At 46.6% G+C, this 18,751-nt stretch carries 4 protein-coding genes; all 4 read left to right on the top strand.

Annotated elements, in window-relative coordinates; all coding sequences use genetic code 11:
- Positions 1 to 55 precede the first annotated feature (55 nt).
- The 4 genes from fabD to AB432_RS15795 are packed head-to-tail and all read left to right on the top strand — an operon-like array spanning position 56 to position 18,749.
- Entirely contained in the window at positions 56 to 1,333 is a 1,278-nt protein-coding gene (fabD, locus tag AB432_RS15810; RefSeq protein WP_048033096.1) for an ACP S-malonyltransferase, read from the top strand.
- Entirely contained in the window at positions 1,323 to 6,008 is a 4,686-nt protein-coding gene (locus AB432_RS15805; RefSeq protein ID WP_048033095.1) for a type I polyketide synthase, read from the top strand. Before fabD ends, AB432_RS15805 begins: the two co-directional genes overlap by 11 nt.
- The gene (locus AB432_RS15800; protein ID WP_048033094.1) at positions 6,005 to 10,807 is read left to right on the top strand and encodes an SDR family NAD(P)-dependent oxidoreductase; all 4,803 of its coding nucleotides are present in this window, start codon (positions 6,005 to 6,007) and stop codon (positions 10,805 to 10,807) included. The genes AB432_RS15805 and AB432_RS15800 overlap by 4 nt, the downstream gene beginning before the upstream one ends.
- Entirely contained in the window at positions 10,800 to 18,749 is a 7,950-nt protein-coding gene (locus tag AB432_RS15795) for a non-ribosomal peptide synthetase (protein ID WP_048033093.1), read from the top strand. The genes AB432_RS15800 and AB432_RS15795 overlap by 8 nt, the downstream gene beginning before the upstream one ends.
- Positions 18,750 to 18,751 lie beyond the last annotated feature (2 nt).

The raw sequence follows: 18,751 nt of genomic DNA, 5'->3' as shown, positions 1-18,751 counted from the left end.
ACGTTCTCTTAAAAGCGTGCCGAGTATAACGTAACCATAAAGGGAGGAAACAGTTATGATTAAGATCGCCTTATTATTTCCAGGTCAAGGAAGTCAGTACAATATGATGGGGAAAGCTCTTTATGAAAGCTCTCCCGAGGTTAGGGAAATTTTTCATCGAACCAACGAAATTCTCGGATACGATTTGTTAGGCATTATCAACGAGGGGAATATGGAAAAATTAACGCGGACTGAATATGCGCAGCCTGCGATTTTTGCATACAGCTATGCCATTTTCCAATCCATTTGCAAGGAGAAAAAGTTTTTCCCTTCTTTTATGGCTGGTCACAGTCTTGGGGAATTTACAGCTCTTACGTGCGCGGAAGTATTCCGCTATGAGGATGCATTGCGATTGGTCATGGAAAGAGCAACGATCATGCAGCAAGCTACATCGGACGGGTTTGGCGGCATGGCTGCTATTAATGGCTTGCACCCACTTCTGGTCGAAGAGGAATGTGAGCGTGTATCGAACGGCGAGGATAAAATTGTCGTGGCCAATTACAATTCATCCAACCAGGTTGTGATTTCAGGCGCCAACTCTTTGGTGAAAGTCGCCACGGAAAATCTGGCAAAAATCGGTGCCATTACGATTCCTTTGAAGGTCTCTGCTCCTTTCCACACACCTTATCTGGAGCTCAGCAATCAAATGTTCCAGAGGGCTATCGCTCAAACGCAAATGGCTGGGCTAAAATGGCCAGTTATCTCTAATGTGGACGCAAAGCCATACTACCATCCAGCAGAAATCCGGGATAGGCTGAATGTACAAATGACCAGTGCAGTCAGATGGAAAGAGACCATCGATTATATGCTGAGACAAGGAGTGAACACCTTTATTGAGTTGGGGCCAAAAACAGCCTTGACTAATTTGATCAAACGCGACTTCTCTCATGTGCGTGCTTATTCCTATGAAGATAACTATGAGCAAATTATGTCTATTATCGATGAACAGGTGGCGGAAAAACGTCCATCCGTGGTTTCCCGTTCTTTAGGGATCGCTGTGTGCATGAGAAACGAAAACTGGGACGACGCAGAGTATCAAAAAGGCGTAATCGAACCATACAGAAAAATACAGGCTTTGGGCAACAAACTAGAGGAAGAAGGAAGAGAAGAGTCCTTTGAGGATATAAAGCAAGCGATCGAGATGCTTCGTTCTGTGTTTGTGACGAAAAAAGTGCCGCTGGAAGAGCAAAAAGAGCGTTTCACTCAAATTTTTGACGAGACGAAGAAGAGACATCTGTTTGATGACTTTGCCCCTATCATGTTTGCCGAAAAGGAGGTTGTCAATGAAAAGTAAGCCTCTATTTGACGATATCCACCTCAACTTTGAAGAGGATATCGCAGGTACTTGGGGGGAATTGGGGAAGTCGGCAGATGCTCCGAAAAAAGACGTAGCGATCATTGGGATAGCAGGAAAGCTGGCTGATGCGCGCAATGTCAGGGAGTTCTGGAGTAATCTTGTGCTTGGCAAGGATTCTATCCAACGAATCCCTTTGTTGCGTAAACAAGACTACGAAGAGCTTCTGTCTTATTTTTTGCAGAAAGATGTTCGGAAAGAACAAAGTGAATATGCGGAAAGCGGATATTTAGATCAAGTCGATCTGTTTGATTGTGAGTACTTTTCTATCTCGCGAAAAGAAGCCAAGCTGATGGACCCGAATCAGCGGCTTTTTTTGCAAAGCTGTGTGGAAGCGATGGAAGATGCAGGGTATGGAAAAGCTCGATTGCGCGGAAGTCAGACGGGTGTTTTTTTAGGATACAGCAGTGATTTTGGGGGAGAATACAAGCATTTTCTTGCTGTAGACAACGCAGAAATAGCAGACTTGGCGATGACTGGGAATATCAAATCGATCATGGCTGCCAGATTGGCTTATTTGCTCGATCTGCATGGTCCCAGCATGCTGATCGATACGGCATGCTCCTCCTCACTGGTTGCCGTTCATCTTGCGTGCCAATCGATTCGCCGAGATGAGTGCGAGATGGCCTTTGCCGGAGGAGTAAAAATTCAGTTTCAACCCTTTGAAAAGGCCAATACGGGGATCGGCATCGTATCCCCAACCTTCAGAGCGCGAACCTTTGATCGGGAGGCCGATGGTACCGGCTTGGGTGAAGGTGTGGGAGTAATCTTGCTGAAAGACGCGGAAAAGGCAATCCGAGATGGAGATCATATTTACGCCCTAATAAAGGGAAGTGCCATCAACCAGGATGGGCAATCCATTGGTATAACTGCACCCAACTCTAAGGCCCAGGAAGACTTGATTATAAGGGCGTGGCAGGATGCAGGCATTCATCCAGAGACCATCTCACTGATCGAGGCTCACGGCACGGCAACCCACTTGGGGGATCCGGTAGAGATAGAGGGCATCAAAAGAGCTTTTGACAGGTACACCACGAAAAAACAGTTTTGTGCAATTGGGTCGGTCAAAACCAATATCGGCCATTTGGATCATGCAGCCGGAATATCTGGCCTGTTGAAATGTATCCTCGCGTTGCAACACGAGATTGTGCCGCCAACGTTGCACTTTCAAAGCCCAAACCAAGAAATCGATTTTGTGAATTCGCCTGTTTATGTGAACGACGAAGCCCGGTTGTGGAAAAAGGGGGAGCACCCCCGGAGATGCGGGATCAATTCTTTCGGGTTGAGCGGAACCAACTGCCATCTCATTCTGGAACAATATCACCAAGCCGAAGAAGTGTCCTCACAAAAAAACAAAGAAGAACAATGGTACATGCTCGGGTTATCAGCGAAAAACCCCACTGTGTTAGATAAACTGGTCAGCGATTATGATCAGTGGGTCAAGCAGGCAGGAGTCATCAATCTGGAGAGCTTATGCTACACAGCGAATGTTGGTCGGGATCACTTTGCCCATAAACTGGCGATCGTGTTTCAAGATCAAACCGATTTACTGGAAAAGTTGCATTCTGTTCGCAAATCCGGCGTCGAAAAGATTGTCAATGAGCATGTGTTTTATCGGGGGCTTTCTAGCCAGGAAGTAAGAGATGTCAGCCTGGGTGGTAAAGAGAATTCCATTTTCGGCGAGATGATCCATTGGGCATTGAAGTATATCGAAGGCGAGCCAATTCCTTGGAACGACCTTTACTCTGGTCAACGACATCCATTGATCAGCTTGCCTACGTATCCGTTTCAGGATATTCGCTGCTGGATCGAGACGAAAGATTTGGAGAAAAAACTCGCTCCTCTTGTCGACCAATGCCTTGTAAGCAGTAATGGCGTTGATATTTATGAAACGAAGTTTTCGGTCGACACGCATTGGGTACTGGCGGAACATAAAATTGCTGAGCATTACGTTTTGCCTGGAACCGCTTATCTGGAAATGATGAGCCAGATTGTTCGAAAAACGATACCTCAGCAGGACGTGTTGGCACTAGAAAACGTCATGTTTTTACAGCCACTTCAAGTTAAAGAAGGGGAAAAAAAAAGCGTCCACATTGTCCTGCAAAAACAAAAGTCATCGTATGACGTCATGGTCACTTCGATGTTGGAGCATTCGGACGAGTGGGTCGTTCACTGCCGAGCAAAAGTGCTTGTTCAGTCTGAACAGCAGCATCAGCAAAAGCAACTGTCTCTTCCCGAATTGCTGAGGGGAGCAAACAAGCAGTCGGTATCCGGGTATAAACCAGAGGCTGATGCCCCTGTTCAAACAGGCCCGCATTGGGAGTGCATGAAAGAGATTTATATGGAAGAGGATAGAATTGTCGCCTTTTTTGAACTGCCTGTTCAATTTGCTCATGAGTTGCACACTTTTGTTCTCCATCCTTCTTTGTTGGATTGCGCGGTTAATATTCCGATCAGTCAAATCCGCGATGGATTGTTTTTACCTTTTCGGTATAAAAAACTCATTTTTTCTGGGGCCATGCCGAGCAAATTTTACAGTTTGCTGCAAATGAAAGAGAAAGATGCGGCGACCATGCAGGAAGCAATCTCCTTTGATATCATGCTCCTCAACGAAAAAGGAGAGGTTTTCGCTGAAATACAAGAATACACCTTGAAAAGAGTGAATATGGCAGAAGCATCTTCCGCCGCGTTCTCTTCCAAAGGGCTGTTTCATCAAATTGTTTGGGAAGCCAGGCCATTGCGTGAAGAAAATAAAAATCAGGACACAACGCCGCACACGCTTGTTTTTAGTGGTCATGACCCTTTCTCTCAACAACTGATGGAGGAACTCAAAAGGAACGGAACCCCTACCATTCTCGTTACGGTTGGTGATCATTTTGCCAAGCTCGATGACTTCCATTATGAGGTTACTGTCAATCAACAAGATTTCGATGCGCTATGGAAGGAAATCGGGAACAAGGCTGTGCAGCGCATCATCCACTGCTTTTCTCTGTCAAAGATCAACGGTGACCAGATTGGAGACGAAGGTTTGTTCAGTCTCTTCTATCTGACGAAGAGTTTGATTGCCTTAAACGTACGACACAAAATTGATCTGGTCCTGATTGGCGATCAGGCGTTTCCTGTTACAGATACGGAGCCTGCGCTAAATCCGATTCACAATGCTTTCTATCATCTCGGAAAAGTAGTCAGCAGTGAATGGTCTCACTTGCGCTGCCGTTCTATCGATCTGGATACAGATACAGATATCTCTGCGATTATTGCCGAACTGGAGCATCAGCCAGACAGTTACATTGCAGCGTACAGGCGCGGTCAGCGCTTCGTGCAAAAAATGAAGGAGCTGGATCACCAGTCATCTCTACCACAAGAGCTCAGCCTGACTCAATCGGGCTGTTATTTAATTACAGGTGGAACGGGTGGGTTAGGCTTGACCATTGCCTTGCACCTAGCAGGGAAGAAGCCGAACCATTTCGTGTTGGTAAGCAGATCAGGCTTGCCAGCAGAAGATGATTGGGAAGAGATTGTACAAAAAGGAGAGCAACAAGAAGTAATACGAAGAATCAAGATGCTGCAAAAAATTACAGAGTCAGGCAGTACATATACGATCTACAGAGCGGATGTTGCGTGCAAAGAACAGCTAGCGGCCTTGCTCGAAGAAGTCAGAGAAACATTCGGCAGCATCAACGGAGTGATTCATGCAGCTGGAGTAGCCGGGGATCAATTTTTATTCAATAGGGAAGAGGAACGTTTTCGTGAGGTGATTCAAGCCAAAATAGCGGGGAGTATGAATTTGGCCCAATTGATCACCGAACCGCTGAATTTTTTCGTCTGCTTTTCATCTGTCTCTACGCTGGAAGGTACGCCAGGACAAGGTGATTATGTGGCGGCAAACGGCTTTTTGGACAGCTTCGTCCACAGCCTACCTGTCTATCAAAACGGAATTACGCTAAATTGGGCGCCTTGGGAAGAGATCGGTATGGCCTATGATTATGGAACCTTCCAAAAAGAGATGATCTTCCACCTGCTGTCATCGAAGACTGCTGTTACTGCATTTGATGCTGCACTTGCCCTTGGCGAGAAACAAATAGTGATAGGTAGAATCAATAAAGAGGTGGCTATAAAGAATTTCCAAAGCAACTTCTTTTACGAGGGAAACAGACTGTTGATCGATTATGTGGAACAGTCGAAGGGGCTTCGAGAAAACCATATTGCTCAGACGTCCCCAAGCGTGTTTCATGGGAATCCAAGGCACGCTTCCCTGCACGAAATCAAAGAGTTGATTCGCCAGTTATGGATCACACTGTTGGAATCTGATTCCATTCAAATGGATGATAATTTTACGTCCCTTGGAGGGAATTCCATTTTTGCTGTATATCTGCTCCAGGAATTGGAAAAATTCTTTCCAGATCAGCTGGGCATCTCGGATATTTTTACTTATCCCACGATTAATAAGATGGCCGAATATCTGTATTCCAGAATGGGAAGTGAGCAACCACTATCATCCGGCAGTATGGATCAGGAGGATGAAGATCAAAATCTCGATCAAATCTTGCATCGCTTAGCCAACGGTGAGCTCGATGTGGAAGAGATCGATCGATTGCTGGGAGAAGAGGAATGAAAGAAACGAGAAAATACATTTATCAGCAGATAAAGGATCAGCAATTAAGCGTCGAGAAGTCCAAGGTCATTCTGAAAGAGATCAAAAATGCAGGCTTGAAAAAAAACAAGGATATCGCGATTATCGGAATGGCTGGCCGCTTCCCGGGTGCTAGCAATCTGGATGAATACTGGCACAATTTGATGGCCGAGGTCGACTGCATCACGGATTTTCCGAAGAGCAGGCAAACGGGTGTCGAAGGATTTATCAGCAAGATGTATCAGGGAACTTCAGCAGACGTTGTCTATGAAAAGGGCGGATATCTGGACCATATTGATCATTTTGACGCGGAATATTTCAAGATTTCCAATAAGGAATCCGTCATGATGGACCCCATGCAACGCCTTCTCTTGACTACCGTTATGGAAACCGTGGAGGATGCTGGGTACGGGGGAAATCGAATCGTTTCATCCAAAACCGGCGTTTTTATTGGAAGAGACCACACTGTAGGGAACATGTACACGCACTTGTTGGACCAAACGGACGAGCTGGCGCTAACTGGTTCCTATACCGGGATTTTGGCCAGCCGGATTTCCTATTTTCTCGATTTAAAGGGACCTAGCGTAGTCGTAGATTCCGCTTGTTCATCAGGATTGTTAGCCATTCACAATGCGTGTCAAGCAATCAGGAACAACGAATGCGATATGGCGATTGCAGGCGGCGTTTCCCTGATTTTCTTCCCGGTTAAAAACCCTGCTTTTGGCTTGGTGGAATCCAAGCTACATCTAGTTAAGCCTTTTGACAAAAATGCAGATGGAACGCTATGGGGAGAAGGGTTTGGGGCATTATTACTGAAGCCACTGGATAAAGCCATCCAGGATCGGGATCATATTCATGCCGTCATCAAAGGAAGTGCGGCTAATAACGATGGGAAGTCGAATGGAATCACAGCACCCAATGCGATCGCTCAAGAAGAAGTGTTCACAAAAGCCTGGATGAATGCCGAGATTTCACCCGAGACGATCCGATTTATTGAAGCACATGGTACAGGCACAGTTCTTGGCGATCCGATCGAAGTTCAAGCACTAAGCAATGCTTTTAAAAAATATACGTCGAAGAAACAGTTTTGCGGAATCGGTTCGGTGAAATCAAATATCGGTCATCTTGCGGCCGCTTCTGGGATCGCTTCTGTCTTTAAAGTAATTATGTCCCTCAAACATAAGAAGATGGTCAGCACCCTTCATTTTGACGATCCGAATCCATTCATCGACTTTATGGGCTCGCCGCTCTATATGGTGGACAAGCTCCAGGAATGGCAGCGGGATCAACAGGATATTCCACTTCGCGCAGGTGTGAGTTCATTTGGTTTTAGCGGCACGAATTGCCATCTCGTACTGGAGGAAGCGCCAGTTGAAAAAGCGGATGCGCCGCCAGTTCGTCCTTTTCAGATTTTTACCGCTTCGGCTAAAGATAAAGATACCTTGTTCGAACTGATATCTCGCTATCGCCATTTTGTCAATCATCAGGAGAACTTGTCTTTGGAGGAGCTTTGTTTTACTTCGGTAATGGGTAGAGGACATTATACATGCCGTCTTGCCCTAATCGTTCGCAGTTTGCACGAATTAAAAGAAAAGCTGAATCAGGTCTTTTTGGAGCGTCTTCCCTACAGTCGAGAGGTCGAAGGAATCTATTACAACGAGTTCAAGGTCGTTCCGGAAAGCAAATTGGATAAAGCAAATGGTGAGATTACCGAATCGGGCTTGCATCAGTTGCTGGATAAAGCTCGGCAAGTGATTACAAGCGTTTCCTCTGCTGATTTTCAGGGGATGTCTGACATCTGCCAGCTCTATGTGCAGGGAGCGGAAATAGATTGGCGGTATTTCTATCAGTCCGGGGAGTACCATCGATTGTCGTTGCCTCCTTATCCTTTTAAAAAGACCGTTTTTTGGCCGCAGGTGGATGTGGGTCAGGGAGGAGAGGCTCAAACGCTGATCCCGCAAAATAAGGAAGTCATTCCTGGCCCTAAAGTATTGGAATCCTATCGGCAGAGCATCTATGAAATGCCATTACGGATGGAAAATCAGTGGATTTTGCAAGAGCATCTCATGATGGGGTACCATATCGTGCCTGCGACCGCATTCATGGAATGGGCGAGAAAAGCTGGATACAGTCATTATGGAAACGACGCTTTTGAGTTGCGGGATCTTCGGTTTATCAGTCCGTTGATCATCCCGGAGAATCAAGAGCATTTGGTCCATACGATTTTGGAAAGTCTAGATGATCAACTTCACTTGCGTATAGTCAACCGTAATTCTTCCCATCACGCGGGAGTCAATCACGAGTGGCAACTGAATGTGGAAGGAAAAATCATTCCTGTCGACGCTGCAAAGGCTCCTTGGATGGATCTTCAGCGGATCAGGGAAGAAGGCGCTTGGGAGCAGGTAGAAGCGAAAATTGAAACCATACGTGGGCGTACCAAATTTGGTCCGCGATGGAACAATATTCATTCACTGACGAAATGCGAAGATCGTGTGCTGGTCCGGGTAAAATTGCCAGAAGCTTACCTAGATGATTTTTCGGTGTACGGCTTTCATCCAGCTTTACTAGATACCGGGCTAAATGCTGTAACCATGTTTATCTTGGAAAATCTCTACCTCCCCTTTTCCTTTAAGCGCATGAGCATCTACGGAAAAATGTCTTTGTCGTTTTACAGCTACCTGCGAAAGAGGGAAACTCAGGGGGATAACCGGGAGACGGTTTCCTACGATATCAGTCTGATCGACGAGCAAGGAAATGTATTTGCAGAAGTAGAGAACTATACGTTGAAACGTGTCTCTTCTGCCATGGTCGCCCAAGATTTGTTTTATCAGATTCGTTGGGTACAATCACCGCTTAAAGAAAGCGGGAATATCACAACGGATGGCAGCGTGCTGTTGTTCGGCAACGAAAACAGGACAACTCGAGAGTTGATCCAACGTTGGGAAGCGAGTGGAGTAGACCTGATTCAGGTCGCTCACGGCGATGGCTATCGAAAAGAGCAAGAAACGAAGTATGTGGTAGGCCACGAGGAAACCGATTATGAGCAACTCTTTTCCGATTTGAAAGAGCGGAAGATAAGCCGGATTGTTCATGCCTATGCCCTCGACGAAAACAGTGCAGCCCCTTGCCTTTCCAGACTGAAAACGATTCAGGCACACAGTATCCAAAGCTTGTTTTATTTGGTGAAATCACTCGTTCAGGCAAAATACAAGCAAGAGATGGAGCTTATCGTGCTGGGTCAAAACGGCTGGGAAGTGACGGGAAGCGAAGAAGAGATTGAGCCGTGTCATACGGCACTGTTCCAACTGGGAAAAGTAGTGAATGCCGAGTATCCTCAAGTGAAGTGCCGCAGTATCGATCTCGACACGGGCACCGATTGCGAAAATATTTTGGCAGAAATATACACGGAAACAGATGCTTACCAGGTTGCCTATCGTGGAAATGAACGGTATGTGGAGGAATTCGGCCGTTGCGCAGTTGAGGAGCCTGTGCAACCACTGGAGCTACAAGAAGACGGGTTGTATCTCATTACTGGCGGAACTGGCGGGATTGGACTGGAGATTGCCAAACATCTGGCATCCCGAAGCAAAATCTGCCTGGGCTTGATCAGTCGAAGTGGACTTCCCCCTCGTGAAGTCTGGGAGCAACTCAAGCAAAGCGACATGGATGCGAAAACGCGGCGAATCATTGAGAGTGTAGAAGAAATTGAGCGATCAGGCAGCAAAATCATGGTCTGCTCGTGCGATATAGCCGATGAGCAGCAGGTAGCAGCTACTTTGAAACAGCTACGTGAGGCATTCGGCGAGGTCAAAGGAATCATTCATGCGGCAGGAGTAGCAGGCAGCGGTTTTCTGTTTACGAAAACATGGTCCGACTTTACGAAGGTGACCAAGCCGAAAATCGAAGGCAGCTATTTGCTGTACAACTTGCTGGAAGAGCGCCCTGACTTCTTCGTTCTGTTTTCCTCCGTGGCGACGGTGGAGGGCAGCCCGGGACAGAGCGATTACATTGCCGCGAATGGGTATCTGGACGGCTTCGCCTCTTACCTGCGCAAGCGAGGCATTCGTGCCACGACGATAAATTGGACCGCGTGGGAAGAAACTGGCATGGCGGCTGACTATGGCGTTGCAAATAGCAATGGTCTGTTCAAGCCGTTGAAAACAAATGAAGCCACTGCTGCTTTTGAACAGGTACTGGCGATGAATCTTAGTCAGGTGGTAATCGCATCGGTCAACAGAGAATGGTTACGGGATAGACATGAAGGTCTATTTTTGAAACTAGAGGCTGGTCTGATAGAGAAGGTTGTTGGCTCCGGAGCTGCTTCTACTTCGCCTAGTGTGAAACGTACTTTTACGATCATTGGCCGAAAAGAGGAGACGTATGACGAGATCGAGCAAAAGGTCTCCGGAATCTGGGCTGAGACCATGCACTTATCAACTGTCAACATCTATGACAGTTTTCTGGATGTGGGCGGGGATTCACTCATAGCAACCCAGTTGCTGAAAAAACTGGATAACGAGTTTCCGGGTGTTCTCGATTTGCCCGATTTGTTTACCTATTCTTCGGTAGCGGTACTAGCTGATTATATCAAGCAGGAGCAAGGCAGGCAGCAGAGGAAGAAAGCCGAGGTGACAGAAAAAGTGGAAGAACGAAACGCAACCTCCATCGAATCGTTTGACCAACAGCTAGAATCCATCTTGGACAGCCTTTCATCCGGTGATCAATCTGTAGAAGATATGGTGGATCTTTTGTCGCAGCGGAGGAATCGGATAGATGAATAACATTGATCAAATCAATACACTTATCCTGGAAAGCGTAAAATCCAATCGCCTAGACAAAGAGCTTGCACGTAAGTTGCTGCATCAATTGAATACAGGTCAGACTGAGGCCGAAAAAAATACCAGTACGGATATCGCCATCATTGGCATTTCTTGCCGGTTTCCTTTTGCAGACAATCTAGAGCAGTATTGGGCCAATCTGCTAAACGGGATGAATTGTATAACTGATTTTCCACTCAAGCGACGCAGGGATACAGACCCCTTGCTACAGAACCACTGGGGAGAGCCTGAATATGCGAAAGGCAGCTATCTGGAAGACATAGATCGATTTGACGCAGACTATTTTCGTGTCTCTCCGAAGGAAGCCGAGTTCATGGACCCGCATCAGCGCTTGATGCTGGAAGTCACAGCGGAAGCAATTGAAGATGCGGGATATATGGGTGAAAAAATATACGGTTCCCATACGGGAGTATTTATCGGAAGAGATCACCATTCTTCCGGTCTTTATCAACAATTCATCGATTCATCCAACGAATTGGCCATGACCGGCAATCTGCCCAGTTTTCTCTCTGGCAGGATTGCCTTTTTCTTTAATCTTACCGGACCGAATCAAGTCATTGATACCGCTTGCTCATCTGGTTTAGTGGCGGTGCATCATGCCTTCGAATCCTTGATTAAAAAAGAATGTCAATTGGCCATCGCCGGAGGCATCAGTTTGAATTTGGTGCCGATTGCCAACTCCTCTTTTAAAATCGTGGAAAACAATGACGGCATCGTAAGGCCATTTGATAGCCAAGCCAAAGGAACCACATGGGGGGAAGGACTGTCGGCCATCCTTCTGAAGCCTTTACAGGACGCCTTGAAAGATGGGGACCGGATTTACTCGGTGATCAAAGCAAGTGGAGTGAACAGCGACGGGGCTTCCAACTACATCACCGCGCCCAACCCGCAGGCCCAGGAGCAGCTCCTGATTGATGTGTGGAACAAAGCAGGGATTCATCCTGAAACCATTACCTACATCGAAACACACGGTACCGGTACCGTTATTGGCGATCCGATCGAAATTAAGGCGATGAGGCACGCTTTTCATCAATATACGAGCAAAAAACAGTTTTGTGGAATTGGTTCCGTAAAATCTAACATCGGCCATCTGGTAGGTGCTTCGGGGATGGCATCGCTGCTTAAAGTAGTTTTGTCGTTGAAGCATAAACAACTCGTTCCCACGATAAATTTTGAGGAGCCAAATCCCTATATCCCTTTCTCCGAATCTCCATTTTATATGGTCGACCAGCCACTTGCCTGGAAAACCGGTGATATGCCGCGTCGAGCTGGTATTAGCTCGTTTGGCTTCAGTGGCATGAATTGCCACGTGCTATTGGAGGAATGGAAACAAAATGATACGCAGAAGGACGAGCATGAGACACCCCACATTTTTACCGTGTCTGCCAAAAACCGTACGAATTTATTGGATTTATTGCAACGATACTGCCAATATTTGCAATCGAATCAGCAGGAAAATTTCCGCAATCTCGTCTATACCGCACAAGTTGGACGGGAGCATTTTTCTCATCGCTTAGCGATTATTGCACAGAGCACCAGCGAACTGTTGAACAAAATCGCTTCGGTCCTCTCACTGGACTTGGACAATTTGCCTGAAGTGCTTGGATATTATGGACATTCTCCTATCGCTCAGAAAGCAAAAAATCATATGATTCAACCAGACGCATGGGAGAAAGAAAAACAACCAATCCATGAAAAAGCTAGCCAAATGATTCATAACTTGGCAGAAATCGGGGCAATGGCTAATGCCGACTCTCTCCATGAATTGGCGAAATTGTATGTACAAGGTGCCCGAGTTCACTGGAAGAAGCTATACGGAGGTCAAACTCTCAAAACAGTCGAACTGCCTTTTTACCCATTCAGCAGGGTGAGGCATTGGCCGACCGATAAGAAGACAGAGACAGCTACTGAAAAAGGACAGTCATTAACGGGAGAGTGCGTCATCTCTACCGCCGGTTTGCGCGTTTACGCAGCGAAGGCATCGATGCGAGAGCTTTGGATGTTGCAGGAGCATCGCATTTTCGATAACGGAGTATTGCCAGGTGTGGCCTATCTGGAGATGGCAAAGGCCGCAAGCGAGTACTTTTTCCCGAAAGCAACCGTGGTGATTAAGAATGTGACTTTGCAAAGTATGCTGACATGCTCTTTGGATGAAACAAGGATTGTCCATACAATCATCTATGAAGAGCATGATCACATCACCTTTACAATCGCCAGCATGAAAGAAAATGATCCTACAGAGAGTTGGATCACTCATGCACAAGGGGAAGTTCATCAGCAGGAAGATCGCAAAAAACAGACTCACTCGATTGAGCAGATCATCCGCAAGATGGATGAACAGGACGTAGAAAAATTCACCCCTCTCTATTCGGGATTCATTCAGTACGGTTCTCGCTGGAAATGTATCGATCAATTTTATGAAAACGCAGGATCTGCACTGCTCCATGTCCGATTGGCGGATGAGCGAGAGCGTGGCCAGTATTCGCTTCATCCGGCAATGCTGGATACGGCACTAAGCTTCTGGCATCTGTTGAAACAGTCCGAAGAAACCCATGTGTCTTATTACTTCCCGTTTTATTACCAAATGTTCCATCTCTACCGGGACATGCCCACTTCTTTTTACAGTTATCTGCGAAAGAGGGAAGCTCGGGGGGATAACCGGGAGACGGTTTCCTACGATATCAGCCTGATCGACGAGCAAGGAAATGTATTTGCGGAAGTAGAGAACTATACGTTGAAAAGTGTCTCTTCTGCCATGGTCGCCCAAGATTTGTTTTATCAGATTCGCTGGGTGCAATCACCGCTTAAAGAAAGCGGGAATATCACAACGGATGGCAGCGTGCTGTTGTTCGGCAACGAAAACAGGACAACTCGAGAGTTGATCCAACGTTGGGAAGCAAGTGGAGTAGACACGATTCAGGTCGCTCACGGCGATGGCTATCGAAAAGAGCAAGAAACGAAGTATGTGGTAGGCCACGAGGAAACAGATTATGAGCAACTCTTTTCCGATTTGAAAGAGCGGAAGATAAGCCGGATTGTTCATGCCTATGCCCTCGACGAAAACAGTGCAGCCCCAAGCCTTTCCAGACTGAAAACGATTCAGGCACACAGTATCCAAAGCTTGTTTCATTTGGTGAAATCACTCGTTCAGGCAAAATACAAGCAAGAGATGGAGCTTATCGTACTGGGCCGGAACGGCTGGGAAGTGACGGGAAGCGAAGAAGAGATTGAGCCGTGTCATACGGCACTGTTCCAACTGGGAAAAGTAGTGAATACGGAGTACCCTAATGTGAAGTGTCGCAGTATCGATCTCGACGTGGATACGGATTGTGAAAGTCTTTTGGCAGAAATATACACGGAAACAGCTACTTACCAGGTTGCCTATCGTGGAAATGAACGGTATGTGGAGGAATTCGGCCGTTGCGCAGTTGAGGAGCCTGTTCAGCCACTGGAGCTGCAAGAAGACGGGTTGTATCTCATTACCGGCGGAACTGGCGGAATTGGACTGGAGATTGCCAAGCATCTGGCATCCCGAAGCAAAATCTGCCTGGGCTTAATCAGTAGAAGCGGACTTCCCCCTCGTGAAGTCTGGGAGGAGCTCAAGCAAAGTGACACGGATATGAAAACACGGCGAATCATCGAGAGTGTGGAAGAGATTGAGCAATCAGGCAGCAAAATCATGGTCTGCTCGTGCGATATAGCCGACGAGCAGCAGGTAGCAGTTACTTTGAAACAGCTACGTGAGGAATACGGCGAGGTCAAAGGAATCATTCATGCGGCAGGAGTAGCAGGCAGCGGTTTTCTGTTTACGAAAACATGGTCCGACTTTACGAAGGTGACCAAGCCGAAAATCGAGGGCAGCTATTTGCTGTACAACCTGCTGGAAGAGTGCCCTGACTTCTTCGTTCTGTTTTCCTCCATGGCGACTGTGGAGGGCAGCCCGGGACAGAGCGATTATGTTGCCGCGAATGGGTATCTGGACGGCTTCGCCTCTTACCTGAGCAAGCGAGGTATTCGTGCCACGACAATCAATTGGACCGCGTGGGAAGAAACAGGCATGGCGGCGGACTATGGCGTGACAGACGGCAACGGACTGTTCAAGCCACTGAAAACGGCTCAGGCCATTCAGGCATTTACCAACCTACCCGAACATCCACGGGTAATCATCGCGGATATACGCTTTGAGCAGATAGATGAATCACTAGCCAAACGTTTCCCGGTGCATATGGCACCTGGCATGGTCCGGAAAGTTACCAATCGAGCAGCACCGTCTGCCGCTGGGGATGCTCTTTCTATTGACATTTCCATTGTCGGAAAAAATCAAGATGAACTCACAGACACCGAGAAAAAATTGGCACACGTCTGGGCTAACACATTTGGGTTATCAGAAATTGATCTGCAGAAAAGCTTCTACGAAGTCGGCGGAGACTCTATTATCGCTACGCAAATGGCGAATCTCTTAAATACGCATCTGAATAAGCCAATCTCTATCGCTGAAATTTTTGAATTTCCAACGATCCCGGAGCTTTCGGCTTATTTGGACCAATCTTTGCTACCATCGCAAGCGACACCTGTGAAGCCATCCGCAACAACTGAGCAAAGCAATGGTCATGATCTCTCCAAAGCACAGTATCGGATTTGGTTTTTGCAAAACTATGATCGACAAACGACCGCCTATCATTTACCAGTCATCAAACACGTGAAGATGGCGGTTGACCTGGATGTGCTGCAGCAAGCCCTAGACGTCTTGACGAAGCGCCACGCCTCATTGCGTACCGTCTTCAAAAATGTCGATGGTATTCCGAAACAATTCGTTTTACCTGATTGGAAAAATGTCATTCATTACAGAGATTATCAACAGGAACCTCTTCGAGAAGAGCTGTCAGCCAAACGACTGGATGAGCAGAATGCCACTCCATTTGATTTTGAGCAACCATTGTTCAGGATGGAATTGCATCGTTTGTCTGCTGTTGTACATCGTATTTGTGTAAATATGCATCACATCATTTCGGATGGCTGGAGTGTCGGTTTATTTTTCCAGGAATTGATGGAGCTGTATGAGCAAATCCGTTCGAAGCGTGCAATCCAGTTACCAGCCATTCCTTTACAGTATGCAAACTGGGTGGAGCAGGAGAGAAGATGGCTTGATTCTGAGGAATTCCAGCACATGGAGAACTATTGGATGAACGAGCTCGCTAAGCCGCTTCCGGTACTTAACTTACCAACCGATTATGAACGCCCTTATTCTCTCGTCTACGACGGCAGTTACATCAAATTCATGGTATCGAAAGAGAAAACCGAACAATTACGTTTGCTTGCGAGAAATCGATCCACCACTTTGTATATGACAGTCTTGGCTGTCTATTTTCTTTTCCTGCACAAAATTAGCCAAGAAGACGACATCATTGTCGGGTTCCCAGTTTCCGGCAGGGAAAAACAGGAGTGGGAGAACGTCATCGGTTTATTTATGAACATGGTTTGCATTCGGGTCGATTTTGGTGGACTTTCCCGTTTTGACGAGGTTCTAGAGGCCATCAAACACAAATGTGTGCGAGCTTATGCTAATGGCCGATATCCGTTCAATACCCTCGTCGAGAAGCTGAACCCGGATAGAGATCAGAGCAGAACGCCTGTTTTCTCCACGATTTTCCAGCTATACGATAACGTCCCGCAAGATAATGACCGCATCAGTCTCTATGATCTGAGCTGCATTTGCAAAATGGAACAGGAGCAAATGGAAGTAAGGATGGAATACAAGACGACGCTGTTTGCAGAAGGAACTATCAAGAAATATGTTGACTATTTTTTATTTTTAATTGATCAGGTCATTGATAATCCGGAAGCCTTGCTTAGCCGCTATGAGTTATTGGATGCCGAGCACAAGGCAAACATGTTCGGAATGTTCAATCCGCCCTCTGTCGTCATGGATGCCCCGAACCAGGTACATCGGTTATTTGAGGCGCAAGTGAAGAAAAATCCCGATCAGATCGCAGTGGTTTTTGAGGGAAGGAGTCTTACCTACAAACAAATAAATGAGCAATCCAACCAATTGGCCGCGTTCCTTACGCAAATCATCGGGCAGGAGCAGCGGGAACCAATCGGCGTCTATTTGCCAAGAGGCATCGAGATAGTCATCGCGCTTTTGGGGATACTTAAGTCCGGTCGTCCGTATATACCGTTGGATGTTGATTTTCCAAACGAACGCATTGCTTATATGATCCGTCATAGCCAACTGAAAACGGTTTTGTCGGAAAAGGGCTTCCTTCCAATACTTGAGGAAATCGCAGGGACTCATCTGGAGACGATTGTGGATGTATCGGGGGATGACTTATTGGCAGAAACGACTGGTCATCTTCGGTACTATGGCAATTCACATATCCGCAAGCAATCGACGGATACTGTTGATGGACCGGAATCTCAGTTAATGTACGTTATTTATACCTCAGGCTCGACTGGAACGCCGAAAGGGGTCATGGTTACCCAGCAAAATGTCATCAATTATCTCTTATGGAGTCAGCAGCAATTCCGTCTGGGACCTGCGCATAATATGATGCTGGTGACTTCTATCAGTTTTGATATTTCAGTTTTTGAAATGTTTGGCTGTTTGGCGAGTGGAGCAACCTTGCATATTGTGTCACCAGAGCGCTTAAGGGACCCCGCCTTGTTATTTTCCTATCTAGCGGAAAATCGGATAAATGTCTGGCATTCTGTTCCTGCTTTGATCAATCAATTCATGCTTGGTCTTGCTCAACAGGATGGGCAACAATTGGCTTGCTTGCAACAGTTTGAAACTATTCTGATCGGCGGAGAAGCCTGGAGTCCCATGCTAGCCAAAGAGATTCGAAGCTATTTCCCCAACGCTAAACTGTACAACATGTATGGGCCGACGGAAGCAACCATATGGGCTACGTGTTACGAAGTGGAAAGGGAGTTGAAGGGAAAATCGATTGTCCCGCTTGGTCAGCCAATTCTGAACAATCAAATTTATATTTTGGACAAAGATGGAAATTTGTGCGGAACTGGCGTATCAGGTGAAATTTGCATAAGTGGTGCTGGTGTTACCCCAGGGTATTTCCGTGACAGGGAGAAGACCGCACAAGCATTTCGCTCCCATCCCTTTACGGATCAGATCGTTTATCATACTGGAGATCTGGGCAAATATGGGATGGATGGACAGATTGAATATATTTCACGCAACGATGGAATGGTCAAAGTAAGAGGATACCGGATTGAAACGGGGGAAATCGAACATAAAATCGAAGCAATGCCAGGGATCAAGTCCGTTGTCGTTGTAGCTGTCAAAGAAAGTGAATCCAATAAATTGATTTGCTATTATACATCGACCCGAGACATCGGGGTTCCGGAATTTCAAGAATCTTTGCGTCAGTTGCTTCCTTCTTATATGATCCCGGCGAGATTTGTACGCCTGGAGGCGATGCCTGTTACCTCCAATCAAAAAATCGATCGAAAAACGTTGCAGGCTATGACTCTTCCACATGATTCCGTGGAGCAAGGTGAGCTGCATGTGCCTGGAAATGAAGTGGAAAGCTTTTTGCTCCAGATATGGCGAGAGTTGCTGGGCATCGAACAGATCGGGACAAAGCAGAACTTTTTTGATCTCGGAGGAAATTCGCATCTGATCGTTCAATTGCAAGCCAAAATTGAAGAGAAGTATCCGCAGCGAATCAAGGTCATCGATTTGTTCGAGTGCAAAACGATTAGTGCCATGGCGCAGCACATTCAAAAAGTCCAGTCAGATCAAGGAGAGCCAAGAGTGAAGAGGGAAGGGCAATCAGAAGAAATCGGCGATATTTTACAGCTATTGGATGAATTTAGCGAAGGGGAAGCATCGGTAGAAGATATCCTGAAAAAATTAGGAGAGTAAGC

The organism is Brevibacillus brevis (assembly GCF_001039275.2).
Lineage (GTDB): Bacteria > Bacillota > Bacilli > Brevibacillales > Brevibacillaceae > Brevibacillus > Brevibacillus brevis_C.
This window is presented reverse-complemented; position numbering and strand designations above follow the sequence as displayed.

Coding starts and splice junctions, on each gene's coding strand:
- AB432_RS15795 (WP_048033093.1), top strand. CDS start 10,800: ATGAATAACATTGATCAAATCAATACACTTATCCTGGAAAGCGTAAAA.
- fabD (WP_048033096.1), top strand. CDS start 56: ATGATTAAGATCGCCTTATTATTTCCAGGTCAAGGAAGTCAGTACAAT.
- AB432_RS15805 (WP_048033095.1), top strand. CDS start 1,323: ATGAAAAGTAAGCCTCTATTTGACGATATCCACCTCAACTTTGAAGAG.
- AB432_RS15800 (WP_048033094.1), top strand. CDS start 6,005: ATGAAAGAAACGAGAAAATACATTTATCAGCAGATAAAGGATCAGCAA.